Source organism: Rhizobium favelukesii, assembly GCF_000577275.2.
Lineage (GTDB): Bacteria > Pseudomonadota > Alphaproteobacteria > Rhizobiales > Rhizobiaceae > Rhizobium > Rhizobium favelukesii.
In genome coordinates, this window is sequence record NZ_HG916852.1 from 173,416 (window position 1) to 196,976 (window position 23,561).

At 60.4% G+C, this 23,561-nt stretch carries 21 protein-coding genes, 1 tRNA gene and 2 pseudogenes; 13 read left to right on the forward strand and 11 right to left on the reverse strand.

Going from position 1 to position 23,561, the window contains the following annotated elements:
- Positions 1-11: 11 nt before the first annotated feature.
- Genes LPU83_RS39130 through LPU83_RS39140 form a run of 3 tightly spaced genes read right to left on the reverse strand, consistent with a single transcriptional unit; the run spans position 12 to position 3,137 of the window.
- Positions 12-896, reverse strand: a complete 885-nt coding sequence (locus LPU83_RS39130; RefSeq protein WP_024313374.1) for a carbohydrate ABC transporter permease — start codon at positions 894-896, stop codon at positions 12-14.
- The gene (locus LPU83_RS39135; protein WP_024313375.1) at positions 889-1,845 is read right to left on the reverse strand and encodes a carbohydrate ABC transporter permease; all 957 of its coding nucleotides are present in this window, start codon (positions 1,843-1,845) and stop codon (positions 889-891) included. The genes LPU83_RS39130 and LPU83_RS39135 overlap by 8 nt, the downstream gene beginning before the upstream one ends.
- A gap of 5 nt (positions 1,846-1,850) precedes the next feature.
- Positions 1,851-3,137, reverse strand: a complete 1,287-nt coding sequence (locus LPU83_RS39140; RefSeq protein WP_024313376.1) for an ABC transporter substrate-binding protein — start codon at positions 3,135-3,137, stop codon at positions 1,851-1,853.
- A 201-nt stretch (positions 3,138-3,338) separates the two neighbouring features.
- Here LPU83_RS39140 and LPU83_RS39145 point away from each other — a divergent pair, with 201 nt between their 5' ends.
- Both LPU83_RS39145 and LPU83_RS39150 read left to right on the forward strand, forming a co-directional pair.
- Entirely contained in the window at positions 3,339-4,016 is a 678-nt protein-coding gene (locus tag LPU83_RS39145; RefSeq protein ID WP_024313377.1) for a TetR/AcrR family transcriptional regulator, read from the forward strand.
- Positions 4,017-4,172: 156 nt separating this feature from the next.
- Positions 4,173-5,447: a Gfo/Idh/MocA family protein gene (locus LPU83_RS39150; RefSeq protein WP_024313378.1), complete on the forward strand. Its 1,275-nt coding sequence runs from the start codon at positions 4,173-4,175 to the stop codon at positions 5,445-5,447.
- Here the strand turns inward: LPU83_RS39150 and LPU83_RS39155 are convergent.
- Genes LPU83_RS39155 through LPU83_RS39165 form a run of 3 tightly spaced genes read right to left on the reverse strand, consistent with a single transcriptional unit; the run spans position 5,444 to position 9,344 of the window.
- A complete protein-coding gene (locus LPU83_RS39155; protein WP_024313379.1) occupies positions 5,444-6,454 on the reverse strand; it encodes a hydroxyacid dehydrogenase in 1,011 nt (336 codons plus the stop codon). The two genes, LPU83_RS39150 and LPU83_RS39155, sit on opposite strands and share 4 nt — an antisense overlap.
- Complete coding sequence (locus tag LPU83_RS39160; RefSeq protein ID WP_037068888.1) at positions 6,451-8,307, reverse strand: DUF2264 domain-containing protein; 1,857 nt, start codon at positions 8,305-8,307, stop codon at positions 6,451-6,453. Before LPU83_RS39160 ends, LPU83_RS39155 begins: the two co-directional genes overlap by 4 nt.
- Positions 8,308-8,324: 17 nt before the next feature.
- A complete protein-coding gene (locus LPU83_RS39165; RefSeq protein WP_024313381.1) occupies positions 8,325-9,344 on the reverse strand; it encodes a LacI family DNA-binding transcriptional regulator in 1,020 nt (339 codons plus the stop codon).
- Positions 9,345-9,482: 138 nt separating this feature from the next.
- On the opposite strand from LPU83_RS39165, the pseudogene LPU83_RS39170 reads away from it, so the two are divergent.
- The 6 genes and pseudogenes from LPU83_RS39170 (at position 9,483) to LPU83_RS39195 (ending at position 17,044) form a co-directional block, all read left to right on the forward strand.
- Positions 9,483-10,773 (forward strand): annotated as a pseudogene (locus LPU83_RS39170) (ABC transporter substrate-binding protein).
- Positions 10,774-10,955: 182 nt separating this feature from the next.
- Positions 10,956-11,978 (forward strand): LacI family DNA-binding transcriptional regulator, encoded by a 1,023-nt coding sequence (locus tag LPU83_RS39175; protein WP_024313382.1) that lies wholly within the window; start codon positions 10,956-10,958, stop codon positions 11,976-11,978.
- Between the two features lie 42 nt (positions 11,979-12,020).
- Entirely contained in the window at positions 12,021-13,259 is a 1,239-nt protein-coding gene (locus LPU83_RS39180) for an ABC transporter substrate-binding protein (RefSeq protein WP_024313383.1), read from the forward strand.
- A gap of 68 nt (positions 13,260-13,327) precedes the next feature.
- On the forward strand, positions 13,328-14,245 hold the full coding sequence (locus LPU83_RS39185; RefSeq protein WP_024313384.1) for a carbohydrate ABC transporter permease: 918 nt from the start codon (positions 13,328-13,330) through the stop codon (positions 14,243-14,245).
- Positions 14,242-15,105 carry a carbohydrate ABC transporter permease gene (locus LPU83_RS39190; RefSeq protein WP_024313385.1) on the forward strand — a complete coding sequence of 288 codons (864 nt, stop codon included), beginning with the start codon at positions 14,242-14,244 and terminating at the stop codon, positions 15,103-15,105. The genes LPU83_RS39185 and LPU83_RS39190 overlap by 4 nt, the downstream gene beginning before the upstream one ends.
- A 25-nt stretch (positions 15,106-15,130) precedes the next feature.
- Complete coding sequence (locus LPU83_RS39195) at positions 15,131-17,044, forward strand: glycoside hydrolase family 127 protein (protein WP_024313386.1); 1,914 nt, start codon at positions 15,131-15,133, stop codon at positions 17,042-17,044.
- Between the two features lie 42 nt (positions 17,045-17,086).
- Here LPU83_RS39195 and LPU83_RS39200 read toward each other — a convergent pair whose 3' ends face one another.
- A complete protein-coding gene (locus LPU83_RS39200; protein ID WP_029709903.1) occupies positions 17,087-17,830 on the reverse strand; it encodes a type 1 glutamine amidotransferase in 744 nt (247 codons plus the stop codon).
- A 117-nt stretch (positions 17,831-17,947) separates the two neighbouring features.
- Here LPU83_RS39200 and LPU83_RS39205 point away from each other — a divergent pair, with 117 nt between their 5' ends.
- Positions 17,948-18,244 carry an Rdx family protein gene (locus tag LPU83_RS39205; RefSeq protein ID WP_024313388.1) on the forward strand — a complete coding sequence of 99 codons (297 nt, stop codon included), beginning with the start codon at positions 17,948-17,950 and terminating at the stop codon, positions 18,242-18,244.
- A 51-nt stretch (positions 18,245-18,295) separates the two neighbouring features.
- Here the strand turns inward: LPU83_RS39205 and LPU83_RS39210 are convergent, their stop codons facing one another.
- The gene (locus LPU83_RS39210) at positions 18,296-18,724 is read right to left on the reverse strand and encodes a BA14K family protein (protein WP_024313389.1); all 429 of its coding nucleotides are present in this window, start codon (positions 18,722-18,724) and stop codon (positions 18,296-18,298) included.
- A 177-nt stretch (positions 18,725-18,901) separates the two neighbouring features.
- On the opposite strand from LPU83_RS39210, the gene LPU83_RS39215 reads away from it, so the two are divergent.
- The 4 genes from LPU83_RS39215 (at position 18,902) to LPU83_RS39230 (ending at position 20,795) form a co-directional block, all read left to right on the forward strand.
- Positions 18,902-18,988, forward strand: a tRNA-Leu gene (locus LPU83_RS39215).
- Between the two features lie 110 nt (positions 18,989-19,098).
- A complete protein-coding gene (locus tag LPU83_RS39220; RefSeq protein WP_029709904.1) occupies positions 19,099-19,563 on the forward strand; it encodes a hypothetical protein in 465 nt (154 codons plus the stop codon).
- Complete coding sequence (locus LPU83_RS39225) at positions 19,523-20,299, forward strand: tyrosine-type recombinase/integrase (protein ID WP_141652537.1); 777 nt, start codon at positions 19,523-19,525, stop codon at positions 20,297-20,299. Before LPU83_RS39220 ends, LPU83_RS39225 begins: the two co-directional genes overlap by 41 nt.
- A 4-nt stretch (positions 20,300-20,303) precedes the next feature.
- On the forward strand, positions 20,304-20,795 hold the full coding sequence (locus LPU83_RS39230) for a site-specific integrase (protein ID WP_157997324.1): 492 nt from the start codon (positions 20,304-20,306) through the stop codon (positions 20,793-20,795).
- 303 nt (positions 20,796-21,098) lie between these two features.
- Here LPU83_RS39230 and LPU83_RS39235 read toward each other — a convergent pair whose 3' ends face one another.
- The 3 genes and pseudogenes from LPU83_RS39235 to LPU83_RS73960 all read right to left on the reverse strand — a co-directional run bounded on the left by LPU83_RS39235 (position 21,099) and on the right by LPU83_RS73960 (position 23,307).
- Complete coding sequence (locus tag LPU83_RS39235; RefSeq protein ID WP_024313390.1) at positions 21,099-21,545, reverse strand: pyridoxamine 5'-phosphate oxidase family protein; 447 nt, start codon at positions 21,543-21,545, stop codon at positions 21,099-21,101.
- Between the two features lie 12 nt (positions 21,546-21,557).
- Positions 21,558-21,920 carry a hypothetical protein gene (locus LPU83_RS39240; protein WP_024313391.1) on the reverse strand — a complete coding sequence of 121 codons (363 nt, stop codon included), beginning with the start codon at positions 21,918-21,920 and terminating at the stop codon, positions 21,558-21,560.
- A 1,113-nt stretch (positions 21,921-23,033) separates the two neighbouring features.
- Positions 23,034-23,307, reverse strand: a pseudogene (locus LPU83_RS73960) (hypothetical protein).
- Positions 23,308-23,561 lie beyond the last annotated feature (254 nt).

Below are 23,561 nucleotides of genomic sequence, written 5' to 3' on the forward strand. Positions count from 1 at the left end.
CCGTAGCTGCATCAGCGCTTCATGCCTGTCGTGGCGATGCCTTCGATCAGCAGACGCTGGAAGAATAGGAAGAACAAGAACACCGGCACCAGCGTCAGCGTCGACATGGCGAACAATCCGCCCCAGTCCGATGCACTGGTCGAGTCGACGAAGGTGCGCAGGCCGAGCTGGATCGTGTAGGTGTTCATGTCATTGAGGTAGATTAGCGGACCGAAGAAATCGTCCCAGGTCCAGATGAAGGAGAAGATCGCGGCGGTCGCCAGGACCGGCAGCGACAGCGGCAGCATGATCTTCCAGTAGATGCGCCAGGCGCTGCAGCCGTCCATCATCGCCGCTTCATCGAGTTCGCGCGGAATGCCGCGGAAGAACTGCACCATCAGGAAAATGAAGAAGGCGTCGCTTGCCAGGAACTTCGGCACCACGAGCGGCAGGATGGTGTTCACCCAGCCGAGATTGAGAAACAGCACATACTGCGGTATCAGCGTCACGTGGTATGGGATCATCAGCGTGCCGAGCATGATCGCGAACCAGAAGTTCCGGCCAGCAAAGTGCAGGCGCGCAAAGGCATAGGCTGCCAGCGAACAGGCAACGACATTGCCGATGACCGTCAGGACCGAAATGACGAGCGAATTCCAGAAAAAGCGCCCGAAGGTGATGTCGAGCCCCGTCCAACCACGCAGGTAGGGGGAGAAGTCAATCGACGACGGAATGAGCGAGGTCGACGAGAAGATCTCGTTTTCCGGGCGAACCGAGGCGGACACCATCCACAGCAGCGGATAGAGCATCAGCAGCGAGCCTAAGATCAGCAGCGTATGGATCGCAAGCGACGCCGGAAGGCTGCGCTTGGTGATGTCGGATGGCGGCGCCGTGACGGCGGTGGTGATCCCGTTAGTCATCGTAGTGCACCCAGTAACGCGAGGTCAGGAAGGAGAAGGCCGTGAAGATCGCGATGATCAGCACGAGGATCCAGGCAAGCGCCGAAGCGTAGCCCATGCGGAAGTTTCCGAAAGCCTCCTGATAGAGATAAAGCGTGTAGAACAGCGTCGAGTTGATCGGCCCGCCCGTTCCGCCGGATATGATGAAGGCCGGTGTGAAGGCCTTGAAGGCGTCGATCGTCTGGACGACGGCGTTGAAGAAGATCACCGGCGTCAATAGCGGCAGGGTGATCTTGTAGAACTGCCGGAATTTGGATGCGCCATCGAGGCTGGCGGCCTCATACATGTCGGTCGGAATCTGGCGCAGGCCGGCGAGGAAGATGATCATCGGCGAGCCGAACTGCCAGACGCTGAGCGCGACCAGCGTGTAGATCGAGTAGCTCGGGTGAGAGATCCAGCTCGGGCCTTCGATCCCGAAATGCGCAAGCGCGGCATTGACCAGACCGTCGCCGGCAAAGAGCTGTCGCCAGAGGACAGCAATCGCCACGCTGCCGCCGAGCAGCGACGGCAGGTAGAAGATCGCGCGGTAGAGCGGCAGGCCGCGAACGCCTTTATTGAGCGCCATCGCGACCAGCAGCGCGAAGGTGAGCTTGAAGGGCACTGACAACACGACATAAGTCAGGGTGACCTTCATCGCCGCTGCAAATTTCGGGTCGGCGGTTGCGATGCGCACGTAGTTTGCTGCTCCCACCCACTCGGCCGACTGGATCATGTCGAAATCCGTGAACGAGAGGTAGAGCGAGATGACGGCCGGTCCGAGCGTCAGCCCGAAAAAGCCGATCAGCCACGGCAAGAGAAAGAGATAGCCTGGGGCATTGGCGGTCCAGAGGCGTTTGAAACGCCCCTGGGTCGCCGCCCCATATTCGCTCTTGATGGCGTCCGAGGCGGTCGTGCGCATCACTTCACTCATTCGCGTCAGCCTTTGGCGAGCAGGCGGCTGATCTCATCGACCAGCTGCTTGCCGCCGTCGCTGGCAGAAAGCTGGCCGAAAGCGACCTGCTCGGCGATGGTGCGCAGCACCACCTGGCCTTCACCGGCGCCCGAAGGTGGCGGCGGCGGCAGCTTGCCTGCGAGGTCGCCGAGACCGCTGACGTAGTTGAGCGGGACCTTGCCCGTCTCGTCGAGCTTGGCGGCCACGACGTCGCGCATCGCCTTCGATTCGGGAATGCCGCGTTCGACGTCGAGCGCCAGAGCCGCATCGGGGTTGGTGACGAAGAAGTTGACGTAGTCGACCGCCTGGTCGAGCACCTTCGACTGCGAGGACACCGAGAAGAACATCGAAGGCTTGCGATAGTGGCCGCCCTTCGAATCCGGCTTGATGCGCATGTAGTTGGTCAGCGCCAGCTTGTCCTTGCTGATAGCCTGGAAGCCGACAAACTGGTTGCTGTGCGCGTAGTCGGCCGCGGCCTTACCAAGGGTGAGCGGGCTGGAGTCGATCGTGTCCTTGTAGAGCGCCTGAACGTCAGGCGGTACGCAGGCGCTCGCTTCGCGGAATTTGCTCCACATGTCGAACCATTCGGAAGCCTCTTCGGCGCCGAAGGCGATCTTGGAATCGGCCGTATAGAGCGCTTTGCCGCGCTGCCTGAGATAGTTTTCCAGCAGCGGTTCGTTGCCGCTTCCATCGGCAAAACCAAAGAAGCCCTTGCGCTTGCCGGCCTTGGTGATCTCGGCGCCGATCTTGCCAAATTCCTCCCAGGTGGTTGCTTGCGTCGGCAGGTCGACACCGGCTTCCTGGAATGCGGTCGTATTCAAGACCGTTGATGCGGCGTTGGCGCCGAGGCTGACGCCGTAGAAATGCCCGTCGACGCTGCCGCCCTCGATCTGCGCTGGATCGAAATCGCCAAGATTGAGCTTGGACGGCATGTAGGATTCGAGCGGGGCAAGTGCGCCGCGCCGCGCATATTCGACGATATAGCGGTAGTCCATCTGGATGACGTCGGGCGCATTGCGGCCGGCAACCTGTGTTGCCAGGCGGGGCCAATAGTCCCCCCATCCAAGGAATTCGCCGGTGATCGACGTTCCCGCATTCTTCGTCTGGTAGAGTTGCGAGACCTTGTTGGTGCGGTCGGCACGCGGCTGCGAGCCCCACCACAGAAGCCGCAGGCGGGCATCGGCGGCAAAGGCCTTCGATCCAAGTGCGGACATCGAAAGAAGCGTTGCTCCTCCCGCAACGAAATTACGTCTGCTTACCCGAAGTGTCATCTGTTCTCCTCCTCCCTTGGGGAGCGCCTCCACACGCTCCTTGCTGGTTTCTCTTGCAACAAATAACTAATTGGTTACAAGCTATGAAGAAGCGTTGAGGCTGTCAAGCGCTGATATGACGGTGCTCCTCACGCTTCTCGTTTTTTACAATCTGTTCTCAACGTACTATGAGCGCAATGGGGAAATAAGAAAGGTGGGCCGATGGAAGGCACCGGCGGAAATAGGGAAAAGAAGAGAGTAAGGCGTCGATCGCCCGAGCGTGCCTTGCAGCGCGATCCCGAACGAACCCGTGCGGCAATTCTCGAGGCTGCGACCAAGGAATTCGCCGAGAACGGCATGGGCGGCGCAAGAGTTGATGCGATCGCCGAGCGCGCCGGCACCAACAAACGCATGCTCTACCACTATTTCGGCGATAAGGAACAACTGTACCTGCGCGTCCTTGAGGAAGCCTACGTCGGTATTCGCACGGCCGAGCGGGAGCTCCATATCGGTGATCAAACGCCCCAGGAAGGAATTGGCGAGTTGGCGCTGTTTACCTGGCGCTATTTTCTCAAACACCCTGAGTTCCTCAGCCTGCTCGGAACCGAGAACCTTCATCGTGCGCGCTGGCTGCGCCAGTCCGTTCGACTCAAGGAACTGCATTCGCATCTGATCGGAGAACTTTCCGACGTGCTCGAGCGCGGCAAGAAGACGGGCGTTTTCATCGCAAACGCAGATCCGCTGAACGTCTATCTGACGATTGCCTCGCTCGGATACTTCTATCTTTCCAACCAGTATACGCTCTCGACGATTTTCGGCCGCGACTTGATCGAGCCGGGCAATCTCGATGCCTGGGAGCGGCACATCGTCCATGTGACGCTCGCATCGATCGCCGCCTGATCGTCGAAATCCGCGATCGGCTATTGACAGTGGACGGTGTCTTCCATCAGGTAACTGTTTAGTTACAGCCCGATATGGCCCGCGGATTGGGGAGCCGCGACCTTGTTGGGCACCGGACCACTGTTCGTTTCATGACGCATGAAGGAGGACCATACGATGGAGAAACGTCGCTTTGCCTTGATTGGAACGGGAAACCGCGGCACCACCATGTGGGGCAAGGAACTGCTTGCCGGCTGGCGCGAGCATGTGGATCTCGTCGCGATCGTCGACACCAATTCGCTGCGCGCCGAGCGCGCCCGAACGATGATCGGCAGCAATGCGCCGATCTATGAAAACATCGACGCCATGCTCGCCGAACAGCAGGTCGACCTCGTCATCGTCTGCACGCCCGACTATACGCATGACGAGATCGTCGTACGTGCGCTCGAGGCCGGCATCGACGTCATCACGGAAAAGCCGATGACCACAGCGGTCGACAAGATCCGCCGTATCCTCGATGCCGAGAAGCGCACCGGCAAGCGGGTGGATGTCTCCTTCAACTATCGCTATTCGCCGACGGCCGCCAAGATCAAGGAACTGCTGAACGCCGGCGAGATCGGGCGCGTCACGTCAGTCGACTTCCACTGGTATCTCGACACCAAGCATGGTGCCGACTATTTCCGCCGCTGGCACGCCTATACCGAAAATTCCGGCAGCCTCTTCGTGCACAAGGCGACGCACCACTTCGACCTCTTGAACTGGTATCTGGATAGCGACCCGGATGCCGTCACCTCCTTTGCCGATCTCCAGAATTACGGGCGCAAGGGGCCATTCCGCGGCCCGCGCTGCAAGCTCTGTCCGCATACGGGGGAGTGCGACTACTTCCTCGACCTCGAGGCCGATCCATTTCTCGATTCGCTGTACGAGGATCCGTCGAAGATCGACGGCTACTTCCGCGACGGCTGCGTCTATCGCGAGGATATAGATATCCCCGACACCATGGTCGTCAGCATCCGCTACAAGAACGACGTCCATGTCTCCTATTCGCTGAACACCTTCCAGCCGATCGAAGGCCACCATATCGCGTTCAACGGCACGCACGGGCGTATCGAGCTGCGGCAATACGAGAAGCAACCGTGGGAAACGCCGGATCAGGACACTATCCTGCTCGTTCGCAATTTCCCGAAGGGAAAGGATACCGTCGAGCGGATCGTCGTGCCGCATTCACCGGGCGGCCATTACGGTGGCGACGACCGGATGCGCAACATGATCTTCAAGCAGGGCATGGAAGACAAGCTCGGCCAGCGGGCCGGGACGCGCGCCGGTGCCATGTCTGTGCTGTGCGGCATCGCCGCCCTGAGCAGCTCACGCAGCGGCAAGGTCGTGAAGATCTCCGATCTGATGCCGGAGATCGTCACGGGCGGCGCACCGGCAAGTCTGAAGGCTGGCTAAGCGATGAGTGCCAGATCGCGACGCAGGATCTGATAGAGGAGCGGTTCGCCATTGACGAACCGCTCTATTTCATCGACTGCCATATCCCCAAGCCGTCCGCGCTCCAGTCCCACGGCACCGGCGATATGCGGCGTCAGGAAGACATTGGGAAGGTCGTAGAAGGCCGAGGCCTCCTCCGGTATCTCGGGGTCCGTCACGTCGATGATGGCGTCAATCCGTCCGGCGCCAAGCGTCTTCAGCAGCGCGGCTTCGTCGATCAGTGCACCGCGTGCTGTGTTGATCAGCGTGGCCCCATCTTTCATCAGCGACAGCTCTTCGGCTCCGATCATATGACATGTCGACGGTAGCGACGGTGCGTGCAGCGAGACGATATCGGATTGCTTCATGAGCGTCGGCAGATCCGTCTTCTCGGTTCCAAGACTGCTCGCCTCGGCAATGTCGACGGTGGGATCGAAGAGGAGGATCCGGTATTCGAATGGCCGCAGCAGCTCGATGACCCGTCGACCGATGCGCGAGGCGCCGACAATACCGACCGTGCGGCGATAGTTGCCGATCGCCAACCGCTGCATCGGGTGCGTCCGGTCGCGGTTGCGGTCAGCGACGTAGAGGTCGCGGAAGCGCAACACCTGCTTGCCGGCGAAGATGATCGCCGCAAGCGTAAATTCCGCAACCGGGACAGAATTTGCCTCGGCTGCATGCGTTACGGCAATGCCGGCATCGAAGATCTGCTCATCGACGATCCCCTTGACGGTTCCGGCCGCATGCGCAACCAGGCGCAGCCGTGGAGCCGCTGCAAGGACCTCGCGCCCGACATAGGGCGATCCCCAACCGGTGATGAGAATATCGGTGCCGGCGAGAATGTGCCGGGCGCGATCGTCGTCGAAGCTTTGAAGCGGCTGGGGATCGAGAAGGTGGCCGAGCTCGCCGAGCCGGCGCAGCGTCTCGGCAGTCAGGACATGCTCGGTCCGTGACGGCTGCATCGCAAGCGCGATGGAGAGGCGCGTCATGGCATCTGCCCCGGCGCCTCGATCGCGCTGACCCTGGCGCCCTTGCTGGCGACAAGCGCTTCGAGCTCGGCAAGGTCAGGCGCCTGCGGCGGCGTGGTCCAGGCGCCGGTCACGATACCTTTGTCGTTCGCGGCGATAACAGCGGTCATCAGGATCGTCTGGCCTGCCGGTACTGCTGCGCGCAACTGCGGCACGAGCGTCTTGGCGATAATCATGTTGGTATTCGGCGGCGCCTTCTGCGTCAGGCCCGTGCGCGGCACTTGGGAGCCGATGTCGAGAATGCCGCTGAAATCCGCTTCTCCGATCGCATAGGCGCTCGAGCCCTCCGCGACCAGTGTATCGAGCTCGAAATCGCGGCGCGCGATCGCAAAGCCGCCTTCCGCGGTCTGCAGCGGCCGCGGCGTATTGATGCGGTGGACGCGGACGTGCCAGTGCGCTGCCGGCACCAGCCAGGTTTCGACCTCCACGTCACGGAATGGCGACCACTTCGAGTAGAGGACGTCGCCCGCAAGCTTGGCTTCCTGATTTGTCTCGCGAACCCGGTAGTGCAAACCGTCATCGCTGAAGGCGAGGGTCGAATCGAGCGCCGCGCCCGCGAAGTTGCGTTCGTCGGATTCGACGCTGAAACCGTAGCGGCTGGAATAAGCGAATTTCGCGTATTTCTCCGTGCCGAACCGCATCTGCAGGTTCTCCTGGCCCGAGGAGAGTGCCACGACGTCGCCGCCATTGCGCATCAGCACCATACCGGGATGGCGCTGCGGCAGGACTCTTGCCGCTTCCGCAGGTGCCGTTTCCTCGGCGGTCCAGAAGGGGTGGTCTTCAGCGAGTGCCAGCGGCAGGAACGCCTTGAAGGCCCAATAAGGCGAACCGGCCGAATTGTAGTTCTCCGACATCAGCAGGTTGGGATAGCCGAAACCGATCGAAAGGATGCCGTCGCGGTTGGTCATCGGCTTGTCCTTCCACCAGCGCAGGTGCTGCAGGCAAAGGCTTTTGATCTCGCCCCACGGCAGAGCTTCGAGGTCGGCGAAGGCCAGCGCCGACCAGAAGCCGGCACATGCGAAGCGGTAGGTCAGGCTGCGGCCGAACGGGATAGTTGCCCCATCCGCGCCGAACCAGTGCCTGAAGTCGTTTGCAAACAGCAGGGCGCGCTCGCGGTAGCGCTTCGCGTAGTCGTCATCGACGAGCTTGGAATAGATCAGGCCGTAGAAATGCATGGCGAACGGGATGTAATGGTCGATGCGGCGTACGTTGCCGTCACGGTACCATCCGTCGCCGATATAAAAGCCCTCGAGCTCCTCGAGATACTGCCGTGTCAGGCTGCGGTCGAAGTTGGCGCCGACCCGGTCGAGCGCGATGTCGACGAAGATGCGGAAGAATTTCCAGTTGTTGTCGGCATAGTCGAACTGTCGCGCATGCTTGAGATAGGCGACGACGTTGTCGCGCGCCCGTCCGCCAAGCGGCTCCCATACCTTCTCCGGCACGAGCGCCAGCGCAAAGCCGAGCGCCGCAAGCTCCACCATGCGCTGGTCACGGCCGTTGACCGTTCCCCAATATTCCGGATGCTTCGGGTCCGTGCCATTGGCGATGCCTTCGGCAAAGCGATGCCACTCCGCAAATTCGCCGCCGCCGGCCCCGAGCGGCGCCAATCCCCAGAGCGGCCGCGCAAAGCCTTCGAGGTCGGCCGCCGCACGGTCGAAATGGGCCACCGCGCCGTCGAGGCGTACGCGCGCATTCCCTGCCGAGAAGTAGGGCAGCAGCGGATCGAAGAGATTGTGAAGCGCACGCGACATGTCCTCGCGCGTCTTCAGCGGATTGTCGGAAAGCGGATTTGCACTGGCGGGATCACAGGTCATCGGTATTGCTCGTCATATCAGGAGTGCGGAACGGTGCCGCCGGCAATAGGCACGACGGCGTGGCAAATCTGGCGGGCGGGGGCGGCGCGATCCTTGAAGCGCGCAACCATGAGACCGACCGCCTCCCTGCCGAGCGCCACGCGATCCACGCGCATGGTTGATAGCGGCGGATTCGTCATCAGCGCGCAGGGAAGATCGTCGAAGCCGACGATGGCGAAGTCATCGGGCACGCGCAGCCCGGCCTCGGTCACGGCTTCGAGAACGCCGACGGCGATGAAGTCGTTCATGCAGAAGGCGGCGGTGATGCCGGCATTCTCTGCAAGCACGGCGGCTGTCAGTTCATGCGCCTCATGGATCGCGCTGCGTTGAAAGGTCATCGACACGAGACGCCCTTCGGCGCCTTCGACCTCGGCAATCGCAGCCCTGAACCCCCGCACCCGCTCGCGGATGGTGTTGCGGTGCGAGCCGGTCAGATGCAGGATCTGGCGGTGGCCGGCATTCAGCAGGCGCGTCGTCGCTTCATAAGCGCCGAAGAAGTTCGAGGGAGAAGCGCCATCGAGCCGCAGCTGCGGATCGGTGCCGTTGACCAGTACCGTCGGGATTGCCGCGTCCTCAAGCCACGCGCACAGTTCGGCGCTCGGATCGATCCCAACCAGGAACAAACCACCGGCGCCGGCCGTCTGCATATACTCGTGGACCACATCGGGTGTGGCTCTATTCTCGCGGATCAGCCGCACCTCGAAGGGAACGCCGGCATCGAGCGCGCCGGCGCGCAACCCGTCGACGATCCCTTCGTAGAAGACGCTGAGCCCGCCCGTTACCCCGTCGCTTGCAATCAGCGCCAGGCTGCCACGCAGCGCACCGTTTGCGGTGCGTGCCGAGTAGCCATTTTCGGCCGCCACCTTGAGAATGTGCTGGCGTACGCTCTCGCTGATGCCGGGCTCGTTGGCGAGCACACGGGACACGGTAGATATAGACACACCCGCCATGGTGGCGATGTCGGCCTGTCTCAGTCTTTTGGTCTTGATCTCGTTCATGGAGAGAAGCTTATGCAAATAGTGCAAATTTGCAAGAAAAAGATAATTTGTTGCATTGGGTAAGTTTTTGCGTAATCTACGCCGATAAGCCCATGGAGCTGTTGGAGGATGGCGGGGCTGAAAGAGGAGGATGAAATCATGCAGGTCAATCGCCGTTCATTTCTGATGGGTTCGGCAGGTGTCGCTGCCGGGCTGGCCTTCGGCGCCGGAAGCTCAGTTCCGGCCTTTGCAGAAGATGCCAAGCTGCGTGCCATGTGGTGGGGATCGAACGATCGCGCCAAACGCACGCTTGATGTCGCCAAGCTCTATGAAAGCAAGAATGCCGGTGTTTCGATCGTCGGCGAGTCGCTGAGCGGCGACGGCTATTGGACAAAACTCTCCACCCAGATGGCCGGCCGTGCAATTGCCGACGTCTTCCAGCTCGAGCCGGGAACGATCTCGGACTACTCCAAGCGCGGTGCATGCCTGGCGCTTGACGAGTTCGTGCCCTCGACGCTGAAAGTCGATTCCTTCGGCAAGGACATGCTGAAGCTGACGACGGTGGACGGCAAGCTCTATGGTGTCGGCCTCGGCCTCAACTCCTTCGCGCTGTTCTTCGATCAAACGGCGTTCGAAAAGGCAGGCATTCCGGTGCCGACGGCGGATCTGACCTGGGATGAGTATGCCAAGCTCGCGGTCGAGCTGACAAAGGCCGGAGGCAAGGACAATTACTGGGGCGGCCCGTACGGCGGCGCGCTACGCCTACGTCTTCGACGCCTGGCTGCGCCAGCGCGGCAAAAGCCTCTATGCCGATGGCAAGCTCGGCTTCAATGTGGATGACGCAACAGCCTGGTTCACCTACTGGGAAGATCTGCGCAAGAAGGGCGGCACGGTCGCAGCCGATGTCCAGACGCTCGACCAGAACACGATCGACACGAACTGCCTCGCGCTCGGCAAGTCGGCGATGGGCATGGCCTATTCCAACCAACTCGTCGGCTATCAGCTGATTTCCAAGAACAAGCTCGCAATCACGCTGCTGCCGCGTGAAAAGAAGGGCGGCCCGTCCGGGCACTACTATCGCCCGGCGTTGATCTGGAGTATTGGCGGGACGACGAAGAACGGCGAGGCCGCGGCCAAGTTCATCGATTTCTTCGTCAATGATGTGGAAGCCGGCAAGATCCTTGGCGTGGAGCGCGGCGTGCCCATGTCGCCGACTGTGCGGGAGGCGATTCTCCCTCACCTCAATCCGACCGAGCAAGACACCGTGAAGTACGTAAACCTGCTGAAAGATCAGGTGGGCGAATATCCGGCGCCTGCACCGCTCGGCTCGACGCAGTTCGACCAGCGCGTCTTCCGTCCGATTGCCGATGAACTTGCATTCGAGCGGACAACTCCCGCCGAAGCCGCGGCACGTCTCCTGGAAGAAGGCAAGGCGACGATCAAGGGCTGATCGCACCCCGCCTCGACTAAGCTTTTGGATCGCGGCGGGCATGGTCTGTCGCGATTTTCTTTGTCGCCAGCGTTCCCCAATACCTTGATGACAATCGTATGATTTTTGCGATGAGAAAACCTTTTCCCACTTGACGATGAAGTTGGGAAAAGCTTTTCTCATCGCAAATGAGGAGACGCGCAGTGCACGTCGCGGGAGGAAAAAGAGGCCGGATCACCATCCACGACGTCGCGGCGGCGGCGGGGGTCAGTATTTCCACGGCCTCGAAGGCGCTGAATGAAACCGGCCGCATGAGCGCCGAGACCCGCGAGCGCGTAAAGCGCATTGCCGGCGAAGTCGGCTTCCGCCCGAATGCACTCGCCCGGGGCCTCCTGAGCAAGCGCAGTTTCACCATCGGCCTGTTGACCAACGACACCTACGGGCGCTTCACGCTGCCGGTGATGGCCGGCATTTCCGAAGCGCTCGTCGATCACGGCGTATCTGTTTTTCTCTGCGCGATTGAACACGATCCGTCCCTCGGTCAGATCCACGTCGAGGCCATGCTGGAAAAGCAGGTGGACGGCATCATAGCAACCGGAAAACGCTTGGACCGGCAGCTTCCGGTCGATCTGTCGAACCTGCACGTCCCCGTCGTCTACGCTTTCACCGAGGGGACGCCGGCAAGCGTTACCTTCCGCTCCGACGACGCGCAGGGCGCACGGCTCGCCGTGGAGTGGTTGGTGAAGATGGGCCGTCGGCGGATCGCGCATATCACGGGGCCGGAAGACTTCTTCTCCGTTCGCGAGCGCACGGGCGCCTACCGCGATGTCATCGGCGATGAGGGCCTCGTCATGTTCGGCCATTGGGCGGAGGCCTGGGGCCACGAGGCCGTCGCGGAGATCTGGAACGGAGAGGGCGAAAAGCCGGACGCGATCTTCTGCGGAAACGATCAGATCGCCCGTGGTGCTGTCGATGCGTTGCGCGAGCGCGGTGTTCGCGTGCCGGAGGATGTTTCCGTGGTCGGGTTCGACAATTGGGAGATTGTCGCCGGCCAGACGCGGCCGCCGCTCACCTCCGTCGATATGGAGTTGAAGGAACTGGGGCGCCAAGCCGGGTTGACGGTTCTGGCGCTGGCCGAGGGGCGCCCGGTGGAACCTGGCGTCAGGAAATTGCCGTGCCGCCTCGTGGTGCGGCAGTCATGCGGGGCCCAAAGCCCCAGGAGATGAGGAACCGGCGCGGAGGAGATGCGCCAATTTGGGAGGAGTGCCATGATTAAGCGTCTGTTGGCTGCGACAAGCGTTGCCACTCTATGTCTGGTGTCCGGAGCATCGGCCGCCGAGAAAGTCGAAATGTGGGTCCGTTCCGGTATCGGCGAGTCCTTCAAGAAGGTCGTCGAAGCCTACAATTCCAGCCACGAGAACCAGGTTGTCGCGACCGAGGTGCCGTTCTCGGAACTTGTCCAGAAATACGCAACGGCAATCGCTGGCGGCCAGGCGCCGGACGCGTTGTCGATGGATCTCATCTACAATCCGGCCTTTGCCGCTGCGGGACAGTTGGAAGACCTGACGGACTGGGCAAAGAAGTTGCCCTATTTCAATTCGCTGTCGCCGTCGCACGTCCGCCTCGGCACCTATCAGGATCGCGTCTATGGCCTGCCGCTGTCGGTCGAAACCTCGGTCTTTGCCTGGAACAAGGACCTCTACAAGAAGGCAGGCGTCGATCCAGAAAAGGCGCCTGCGACCTGGGAGGAAATCACTGCCAACGCCGAGAAGATCCGCAAGCTGGGTGACGACACCTACGGCTTCTACTTCTCCGGCGGCGGTTGCGGTGGCTGCATGATCTTCACGTTCACGCCGCTCACCTGGGGCGCCGGCGCCGATATCCTTTCGGCCGATGGCAAAACGGCGACGCTCGACACCCCGCAGATGCGCAAGGCCGTCGACTACTATCGCGACATGGTGAAGAAGGACCTTGTCCCGGCAAGTGCTGCCAGCGACAACGGTGCCAACTTCCTGAGCTTCACCAACGGCAAGATCGGTCAACAGAGCCTCGGCGCATTCGCAATCGGCACGCTCGTTACCGAGCATCCCGACATCGACTTCGGCGTGACGCTCATTCCGGGCGTTGACGGCAATCCGTCCTCCTTTGCCGGTGGCGACAACTTCGTCATCACCAAGGGCACGAAGAAGATCGATGCCGTGAAGGAATTCCTCGAATACATCTATTCGATGGACGGTCAGAAGATCATGGCGAAGTATGGCAGCCTGCCGACCCGCGGTGATATCGCCGACAAGGTGCTCGAAGGCCTTGATCCGAGGATGCAGGTCGGCCTGAAGGCGATATCGGTCGCGAAGACACCCTACACTCTGCAGTTCAACGATCTGATCAACAGCGCCAACGGTCCGTGGGCGACCTTTACGAACGCCGCCATCTTCGGTGACGACGTCGACGGCGCCTTTAAGAACGCACAGTCGGAGATGCAGTCGATCATCGACAGCGGCCAATAATCTCCCAACGGCCGTGGCCGGAGGGTGTCCTCCGGCCGATTTTATCAGGAATGATGCGGAGTGTTTCGATGACCGTGACGGGTCAAAAGCAGACAGCATGCGTGCGCAGACGTGCCCCACGACCGGAATGGACCGGCCTCCTCTATATCGCTCCGGCGATGCTTTTGGTGATCGTGTTCTTTGTGCTGCCGGTCGGTTTCACCGCCTGGATGAGCCTTCACAACTGGCCGCTGATGGGTGCCTCGCGCTGGATTGGCTTCAACAACTACTTTCGCATGTTCAATGACGGCCGCTTCGTCGCGGCGCTGAACTTCACAGCCTACTATACGGTCATCGTGACGATCCTCATCTTCGCGGTCGCCTTTCCGCTTGCTCTCTTCGTCGAGCGGCAGCGGGCATTTGTCAGTACCTACCGCACCATCATCTTCCTGCCCGTCGTGGTCGGTCTGGCGTCGGCGTCGCTGCTTTGGGTGTGGCTTGCCAATGTCGACAGCGGCTTCATCAGTCCCGCCTTGAAAGCGCTCGGACTTGTCGAGAAGAGCCCCAATCTGCTCGCCACCTTCGACAGTGCATTCCTGACCATCTGCGTCATGGTCGTGTGGAAGATAGCCGGCTTTACAATGATCATACTGCTGACGGGCCTGCAGGCGATCCCCGCCGATCTGACGGAGGCCGCCGTCGTCGACGGGGCAAGCTGGTGGCAGCGTTTCCGCTTTCTGACACTGCCGCTGATGCGCAGGACGATCGCGCTCGCTCTGATCATTTCCGTGACGGGGTCGATCCTCGCCTTCGATCAGTTTTACATCATGACCTCAGGCGGACCGCAAAACCGTATGATCTCCGTCGTCTACTACATCTTCAACCAGTCTTTCGTGTCCTTCAATCTCGGATACGGCGCGGCGCTGTCAATTGCGCTTCTCGCCATTCTGGTGATCATCAGCGTCGTGCAGCTCTGGCTGCTGCGTGTCGGGGAGGAGCGCTCATGAGCCTCGTCACCGGTCGCAGGAGAAGCCGTGAAATCCGCGGTCAGGTCGCCTATCACGGGACAGGCATAGCCGTTGCCATTTTCTTTCTCGCTCCGTTTGTTATTACGCTGCTCGCCTCGTTCCGGCATGGCACGGAGGCGCGCCTGCCACCGCTGCCGCCGTGGCCGACGAACGGCATCAGCGTTGATTCCTATCGCTCGCTCGACAGTTTCGGTGCCGGCATCTGGCAGCACACCCTCAATTCACTCATCGTATCGCTTGCGACCGTCGTGCTGACGGTCGTGATCAGCCTGCTCGCCGGCTATGGTTTCTCGCGCTATCGCTTCCCGCTGAAGAATGTCTTCTTTATCCTGATCATCGCGACGCTGATGATCCCCTTCCAATCGATCCTCACGCCGCTCTTCATCATCCTCGCCAAGCTCGGGCTCAACAACTCGCTCTTCGGTCTGACGCTGGTCTACGTGACGCTGCAGTTGCCGTTCTCGGTCTTCATGATGCGCAATGCCTTCGACGCCGTGCCGAAGGAAATCGAGGAGGCGGCTCGCATCGACGGCGCCCATGATCTGAAGATGCTGGTTTTGGTTCTGCTGCCGCTCGTGCTGCCGGGCGTCGCCACGGTGGCGATCTTTGCGTTCCTCAATGCCTGGAACGAATTCCTGGCCGCGCTCGTGCTGCTTTCAAGCAACGAGAAATACACGCTGCCTGTCCTGATGATGGCGGTTCGCGCTGGCCGTCTCGGGGCGATCAACTGGGGCGCCGTGCAAGCGGGTGTCGCTGTCATGACGATCCCCTGCCTCATCGTCTTCCTGGTTCTGCAACGCTACTACATGCGCGGGCTTATGGCCGGCGCGGTGAAATGACTTCCCAAGAAAGATGGATCACGCCATGAACAAGTTGAAAAGAGACCGCCAGTTTCGTCCGCTGCCCGTGCCTGATGTCGATGTGCATGGGCTATTCGGAGAGCGCCAGGATGCGATCTGCGATTCCACTGCCGAAACGCTGCTCGACCGTTGCGTCGAGGCAGGGATGCTACGTGCGATCGATGTCGACCAGCCTGGTCCCGGAATCGTGATCCCGATCGGCCCATGGGGTGGTTCTACGCAGATGTTCTGGGACAGCGATTTCGGTAAGTCGATCGAGACGGTTGCCTACTCGCTCTATCGCCGCGCCAATCCCGCTCTGGAAGCCCGCGTCGACGCCATCATCGACATGTATGAGAAGCTGCAGGACAGGGACGGTTATCTGAACGCATGGTTCCAGCGGGTTCAGCCCGATCGCCGCTGGACCAACCTCCGCGATCATCACGAACTCTATTGCGCCGGCCATCTGATTGAGGGCGCCGTTGCCTATTATCAGGCCACCGGCAAGCGCAAGCTGCTCGACATCATGTGCCGATTTGCCGATTACATGATTTCCGTCTTCGGCCACGGACCGGGCAAGATCCCCGGCTACTGCGGTCACGAGGAGGTCGAACTGGCGCTCGTCAAGCTCGCCCGCGTGACGGGCGAGAAGAAGTATTTGGACCTCGCCAAGTTCTTCATCGATGAGCGTGGCACCGAGCCCAATTTTTTCACCGAAGAAGCGATCCGCGATGGCCGCAACGCCGCCGACTTCCACCAGAAGACCTATGAATACGGCCAGGCGCACGAGCCGGTTCGCGAGCAGAAGAAGGTCGTCGGTCATGCCGTACGCGCTATGTATCTCTATTCCGGCATGGCCGACATCGCGACGGAGTATAATGACGACAGCCTGACCGGGGCGCTCGAGACGCTCTGGGACGACCTGACGACCAAGCAGATGTACGTCACCGGCGGCATCGGGCCGGCAGCCGCAAACGAGGGCTTCACCGACTACTACGATCTGCCGAACGAAAGCGCCTACGCCGAAACCTGCGCGTCAGTCGGCCTGGTATTCTGGGCGAACCGCATGCTCGGACGCGGCCCGAACCGGCGCTATGCCGATATCATGGAGCAGGCGCTCTACAATGGCGCCATGGCCGGCCTGTCTCTCGATGGCAAGACGTTCTTCTACGAGAACCCGCTGGAAAGTGCCGGCAAGCACCATCGCTGGACCTGGCATCATTGCCCTTGCTGCCCACCGAACATTGCCCGCCTGCTCGCTTCGATCGGCTCTTACATGTATGGGGTGGCGGAAGACGAGATCGCCGTTCACCTCTACGGCGAGGGAAGCGCGCGGTTCGAAATTGCCGGCACCAACGTCGAGCTGACGCAGAAGACCCGCTACCCCTGGCACGGCGCCGTTCACGTCGACGTCAAGACGAGCAAGCCGGCGCATTTCGCAGTTTCGCTGCGCATCCCGGAATGGGCAAAGGGCGCGACACTGGCCGTCAACGGCGAAACGATCGATCTCGGTGCAGTCGAAGTCGATGGCTACGCCCGCATCGAACGCGAATGGCGCGATGGCGACAAGATCGATCTGAACATCCCGCTGGAAGCGCGCGCCCTCTGGGCAAACCCGCTGGTGCGGCAGGATGCCGGACGCGCTGCGCTGTTGCGCGGACCGCTCGTCTATTGCGTGGAGGCGACCGACAATGGCGCGGGCCTGAACGGCATCAGGCTTGGCGAGGACATCGCGGCGACGACCGCGGAGATCGCCGAGCTCGGCGGTGCGGTTGCGCTCGACATTCCGGTCACGAAGGATGAACCGGATTGGGGCGCGACGCTCTATCGGGCCAAGCCGCCGGTGGCCGAGAAGGCGACGGCTCGCTTCGTGCCGTACCATCTGTGGGACAATCGCGCGCCAGGCGAAATGCTTGTCTGGATCCGTTCCGCGACGTAGCGCCGGCCATGTCGTATTCGTTCACAATGGTCGTCGCCGGTGCTACCTAGCGGCGGCGACTGCCTTGAGGAATGGCCGTGCCTCGGCTTGGATCATGCGCACCCAATTGCGACCGATGGCAAGGCCGCTCGCATCTGATTCGCTTGCATGGCCGGCGGCAAGCGTCGTGTAGCGTTCATGCCAGCCGGGCTCCATCTGCTCGATCGATGCGGCAAATTCGGCTTTCCAGCTATCGATCACCGATGCGCTGGCTTCGAAGTGGAACTGCGTGCCATAGGCTGCGCGTGCAACGCGAAACGCCTGGTTTTGCGTCAGGCTACTGACCGCAAGGCGCTTGGCGCCCTGCGGCAGCGTGAAGGTGTCGCTGTGCCACTGGAACGTCGTGAAATCATCCGCGAGGCCGGAGAGCAACGGATCCGTCCGGCCATCCCTGGACTTGCTGACCGCGTGCCAGCCGAACTCCAGCCCGGCATTCAAATGGTTTTCCGCGCCGTAGGCACGCGCCAGGATCTGCGCGCCGAGGCAGATGCCGAGCACCGCCTTGTCGGCGTCGGCGAAGTCGCGCATCAGTTGCGCAAGCGCCGGCAGGTACGGATAGTTCTCATCGTCGATCGCGTTCTGCTCGCCGCCGAGCACCACCAGCGCGTCATGATCGGCAATACTGGCGGGTAATTTGCCGTCGATCCACGGGTGGAAGCGCTCGACCTCTGCTTTGGCCTCGGCCAGTGCCACGCCCAGCGAGCCGAGCGGCGTGCTTTTCATGTTCTCGATGATGGCGACCCGCATCAGCATCTCCAATACGATCTTCGACACGGAGAGGAACACCAAGCGCTGCGCGATTGCAATATGGATTGCGCCGCGCCACGACGGTTCGTAAACCGGCATGACGAAAGGAAACCTGACATGAGCGACGAGAAAGCCCGCGTGACGATCCTCTACTGCACCCAATGCAACTGGCTGCTGCGTGCCGGCTGGATGGCGCAGGAGCTTCTGCAGACCTTCACTGACAGTCTCGGCGAAGTGGCACTCATTCCCGGGACGGGCGGAAATTTCGAAATCCGTGTCGATGGCGCCCTGATCTGGGAGCGTAAGCGCGACGGCGGCTTTCCAGGTCCAAAGGAATTGAAGCAGCGCGTCCGCGATATCATCGAGCCCGGCCGCGACCTCGGCCACGTCGATCGCGCCTCGCTGGAAAGCTGAGCCTAGATCAGGATGAATTTTGGCCGATCGGCCTAGAATCTGAATCCCCCTCTAGTCGTACGGCGAATTGCAGGTTTTGTAGATGCCCTCAAACGTCACGAACCGGTCGGTCTTAGGATTGTAGCTCCGATACTGATTTCGGCACCAGTCCACATGGAACTGTCGTCCCTGTGCGTTCGGTTGCACTGTGCGCACGGGCGGCGGATCGTAGTAGAGCGGCGCGCGTCCCCGTGCGCCCGGTCGATAGTAAGTCGGGCCTGTGGCGGTTGGCGGTCGGTAGTTTGGCTGCACATAGGATGGGCGGAACGACTGCACCGGCCCGAAGGTAAAGCAGCCGCGCGCATCGCACATGGTCGACCCCACACGGACGATGTCCGATTCGCCGTCGGGGGCTGAAAATACGCCGAGTGGCATCGCAACCGCTGCGTAGGGCAACAGGGAGAAAAGCGCGATCAGGCAGAGATTGTGAAGACCAGGCATCGGACGATCCTTTCTCACTGCGTATATAGTGCGCCTTGCGCCGATCACTATCGCCTCCTCCTCAGATTGTGTCGTCGTAAGCACACACCGGCATCAAAGACTTTTTTGCTGCCTGTCAGGAAAACTTCAAAAACCCTGTTGACAGCAAGAGGCCACCCCCGTACATGGCTCTCCGTCGCCCAGATGGCGGAATTGGTAGACGCGCCAGCTTCAGGTGCTGGTACCCGAAAGGGTGTGGAGGTTCGAGTCCTCTTCTGGGCACCATTCCATTTTGATCGCTAGCCGGATCGAATACTTAAGCCTTTCCAAGATGATGCGCATTGGATACCTTGTAACAAAGGTCTGTAACAATGCGCCTACGATTGGTAAGTCCGATGGTCTCGAAAGGCTCCTCCAACGCCTACTTTGTGAAGCGCATACCGGCTGACACTAAGGCCCAGCTGGTGGGCCAAACGCTACACATTCCTCTAGGTGATTCGACGGTGTCCTTCATCGTCACGGCGAGCACACAAAGCATACGTTTTTCGCTCGCTACCTCAGATCCCTCTGTTGTTCGGATCAGGCAAGCCCGGGCTCTCGCCTATGTAGAAGAGTTCTTCGTCAAAGTACGTGCGGGCCAGCCGGTTGACCTCACAGCGCGGCAAATTGCCAGTCTCGTCGGGGAGGTTCACGCCTCGTGGGCACAAGGGCCCGATGCTTCTCGAACGCTCACGGTGACGCCAGAGATAGGAACTGTGGACACGGACCACCTCACAGACCCTGAGCTTGTAATGGAGTGGGAGCAAATGGAGCAAGAGCTTGCCGAGCAGGCATCCAAAGACCCAGCAGCATTTCTTTAGCCAGCCACCAGGAGGCCAGAAGCTAGGGCAACTTGCCGAACGCATGGGCAGGCCCAAAGGCATTCCTTGCCTATCCAAGGGGTCTATTGCACAAATCACAGCCAGGATTCCCCAAGCCGTTGCCGAGGGGATGAAGACGGGGGCCAGGAAGCTTGCTGGTGATTATTCCCCCGATGCCAAGCTCTCCGGCTACCCACTGTGGGAAAGCTCTCCACAGACCTCTACGCCCGCGCCAACGGCCAAGGTCTCCCTCATGGGTCTTGTTGCGCTATGGTGGAATGAAGCCAATGCGGTGGGCAAGTCCGAGAGCACACGGGAGAGCTACACGAACACCTTTAAGGCATTCAGCGCTTTCTTGAAGCACGATGATGCCGCACGAGTGACGCCGGAGGATGTGGTGGCTTATAAGGACCACCGGCTCACCACGCCCAACCCAAAAACCGGCAAGCCCGTTTCAGCCAAGACCGTAAAGGCCAGCGATTTGACGGCCTTCAAGTCCGTCTTTGATTGGGCCGTCGCGAACCGCAAGCTTCCCTCGAATCCGGCTACCGGCATCGGCCTAAAGCTGGGCAAGAAGGTAAAGGTCAGGGAGCGCGACTTCACGGAAGCAGAGGCTAGAGCACTGGTAACAGCGGCCAATGAAGTCCTTGTCGGGAAGACAAAGCCGAACCAGACCCGATTTTGCCAAACGCTGGGTCCCTTGGCTCTGTGTCTACACGGGTGCCCGAGTCGGTGAGCTGGTGCAGCTCCGCAAGGAAGATTTCGCTCAGGACGCTTCTACAGGTGCGTGGATCATGACGCTTACGCCTGAGGCTGGCACCGTGAAGGGTAAGGAGTTCCGCGAGGTGCCGCTTCATGCCCACCTTATCGAAATGGGCTTCATGGAGTTCGTTGACAAAGCACAGAGTGGCTATCTCTTTATGACCATCAAGCCGGGCAAATCGTTCCCGGGTGTCTGGCAAAGCAAAAAGAATCGGCTGGCGGAGTTTGCCCGTGAGTACGTGAAAGACCCCAACGTAGCTCCTAACCACGGCTGGCGACACACCTTCAAGAGTCTCGGCTTCGAGGCGGGGGTACAGGAGAAGGTCCTGGATGCAATATGCGGGCACGCACCGGCTAGCATAGGGCGAGCATACGGTAGTGTAAGCCTGAAGACCAAGGTGGATGCCGTGGGACTCTTCCCGCGCTTCAAACTCGAAGACCGAGAGCAGGCACCATTGGGGCAGGCGTAGGGGTCTCATCAACTTCCACAGCTTCCGCCGCTGGTTCATCACCAAGGTAGAGCAGGCAGGCCAGCCAGAAAGCACCACCGCGACGGTCGTAGGGCACAAGCGCACGGGGATAACATTGGGGTCTATTCTGGTGGGCCGTTGCTAGAGCAGGCGAGAGCTTGCGTAGAGTCCGTTAAGCTTCCTCCGCTGGCGGATGGCGGCTGAGATTTTCCCGATAGCAGGCAGTAAGTGCAGCCAATGCCTACTTACGCACCGAAGCGGCCATTCGCGACTGGCGTTGTCGCCACTACAGCGTCGCTCCTATCAGGATCCAACCAGTTCCCTTCCGGATAACTGATCAATCGAAATGCTGAAGAAAATCGGCACTTCAGGTTCGCCCGAACCGGCTCCCGGTTTGGAGGAGCCGGGCTCCCACCAAAACGAACGTTTCTGCAAAAGGGACCAGGCGTAGAGGCGCTCATTATGCCACTGGGGGGTATCGGGAAGTTCGTGGTATGTGCCCTCCGCGACAACGCTCTTCCAACGGTGATGTTCACCGCTTGCCTCCACCTGCAAGCATGCATTCGGATTGCTGCGCAGCCGATCAATCTTTTGCCCGGTCAGGGAAAAGACATAGAGCTTTTCCGCATCGAACGCATAATGAACGGGCACAACGTAAGGACGGTTATCGTGAACACAAGCAAGATGCCCGACATTGCCTTGTGCTAGGAGTTCTCGGCTCTCCCGCTCGGTCATTTCTCTGACGGCCATTGTCGTGGCCTCCTAGCTATGGAAAATTGGAACAGAGCGGCGCGTTCCCCCACGCTTGGTCAAGAGCGGACCGGTTGCCTGTGCCACCTTGTCATCCATGTTCTCCAATGTTGCGTCGAAAAGCTCCTGTGCATAAGCGATCGCAGAATCGGCGTCAGCGGACGAGAGCTTGATTTCCTCGCATTTTGACCGCATGGCGCTGCGAATGGCTGAGAGCGCCTGCTGCGCCGCGTGCTTGTCACCGGCTTTCATAAGCAGGCTCAGAGAGGTCGCTGCGACAACCTCCAATACCGTTATCCGCCCCTCAATCTCGCCCATTGAAGGAACCGCAAGGTTTGCGCCGTTCCCGTAACCGTCGCGTTTGGCATTGTACATCGCATACTCCTCGTGACACTCGACTGATCCTGTCGGTCGGCAGGTGTCTGCTGCGCGTGGACGGGTCTTGCTGAATATCGATCCCGAGTGATCGCAGGAGCTTGACCAACTGAGCGGTCACGATTGTGCTAGGTCTCGCGGGTTTGAAGGTTGTCGTTTCGGCTGGCCTCAGTGATCGCAGGTGCTGGCTCCGAGATGGTCTTTAACAAAGAACGCACTGCGTCGCGCTCCCGGCTTCTGGCTAGCGTGGCTTTGGCGGGGCGGAACGAGACCCGCAAATGCTGTGGTGACCAGAACGTGTTCCCAACACGCACCGCGTAGTCATAGGACCGTGCCGCCGCCTGAAGGGTGCAGTCACCTGCGTCTAACCCGCACAAGGCGTCGAATTCTGCTCTCAAACCAGCCAAATCGTCTGGTGAGAAAGTTCCGTTATGATCAAGTCTTGGAAGGGACAACAAGTATCTCCCCATGTCGGGGCAAGAGCGGTGTGCTCCCAAGCGGCAACGCCCGTTTCAGTGGCTGCCGACAAGCTATAGTATACCTGTAGTTCATTCATGTAACGCGATTTAATGAGGCCCGAACCACGTCCTGCCCAGATGGCGCACGGCTCGGACATAGAAAGACCCTCGGTTGCAAACTATCGGCAACATGATGGAATTCCTTTGAGTCGTCACCTGCTGCCTTTCATCAGACCACCATCAATTGTCAGGACAAGGCCGGAGTGTGGACATTGGGGAGAAGCTATCGCCCGTAAGCAACAGACCTTTGTAACAACACTTGCCGTTCACTAAAAATAATGCAATAAAATCAATACGAAGAGGGTCGAAATGCGCAGTCCTCTTCTGGGCACCATTCCCTAATAAATGCAAAGTGAAAGCCGATACCAACGGCTTCCTATTTCTTCCCCGAAAGACATCACCAGCGTAGGTAACGACGCCCGGTCAGGCTGCCGATTGTAGTAACGGCCGCGATCGCGATTCACGAAAAGCGGGCCGTCGCCCCGGGGCGATGGGCCGGTCGCCGCCGCGATCCTGCCGGCGTGATCATCGCCGGGTCCGGCGTGGACATCGACCACCTGATTGCGCGCCATCATTGCCGAGCAGCCCAATAAGCTCAGCGGACCGGCTGATAGTGTCCGCGTAGCGGCACCTGCGTGCCGGTGCTCTCCAAGCCGTCACGATCGCAGACGTAGACAAGGGTCGGCAGCCCGCCAGTACGGAAGATCTTGTCGTATCCGCGGCGAAGCGACCCCCGGCAGGTTTGCGTAGGGATAGACCGAGTGGGCCTGGGTTTCGCCAGCACGCCGCCAGTCCGTGGCGAAGCTCGCTCCCGGCGCTAGGCTTGCGCCGGCCGCCGTGGCTATCAACAACACGCTTGCGAACCGCATCTCGTCGCCTTGCCGGATTTCTGGACTTCATCTTCTCCCACGGATGTAGGCGCGGCGGCGATCCACATCAAGCAATCGGATCGCTCTGTCGGCCGTCATCTCGAAAGCGTGACTTCGACCAGGCGATTTCCCTGCCGTTGTGTTGTACGGCGGGGATACGCGTCTTGACGACGCAAGCGGAACGGAGTTTTGCGCGCTCTGCCGTAAGTTGGTCGCAACGGGGAGACGCGAGAGCCTGCAAGCTTCTGACGGTT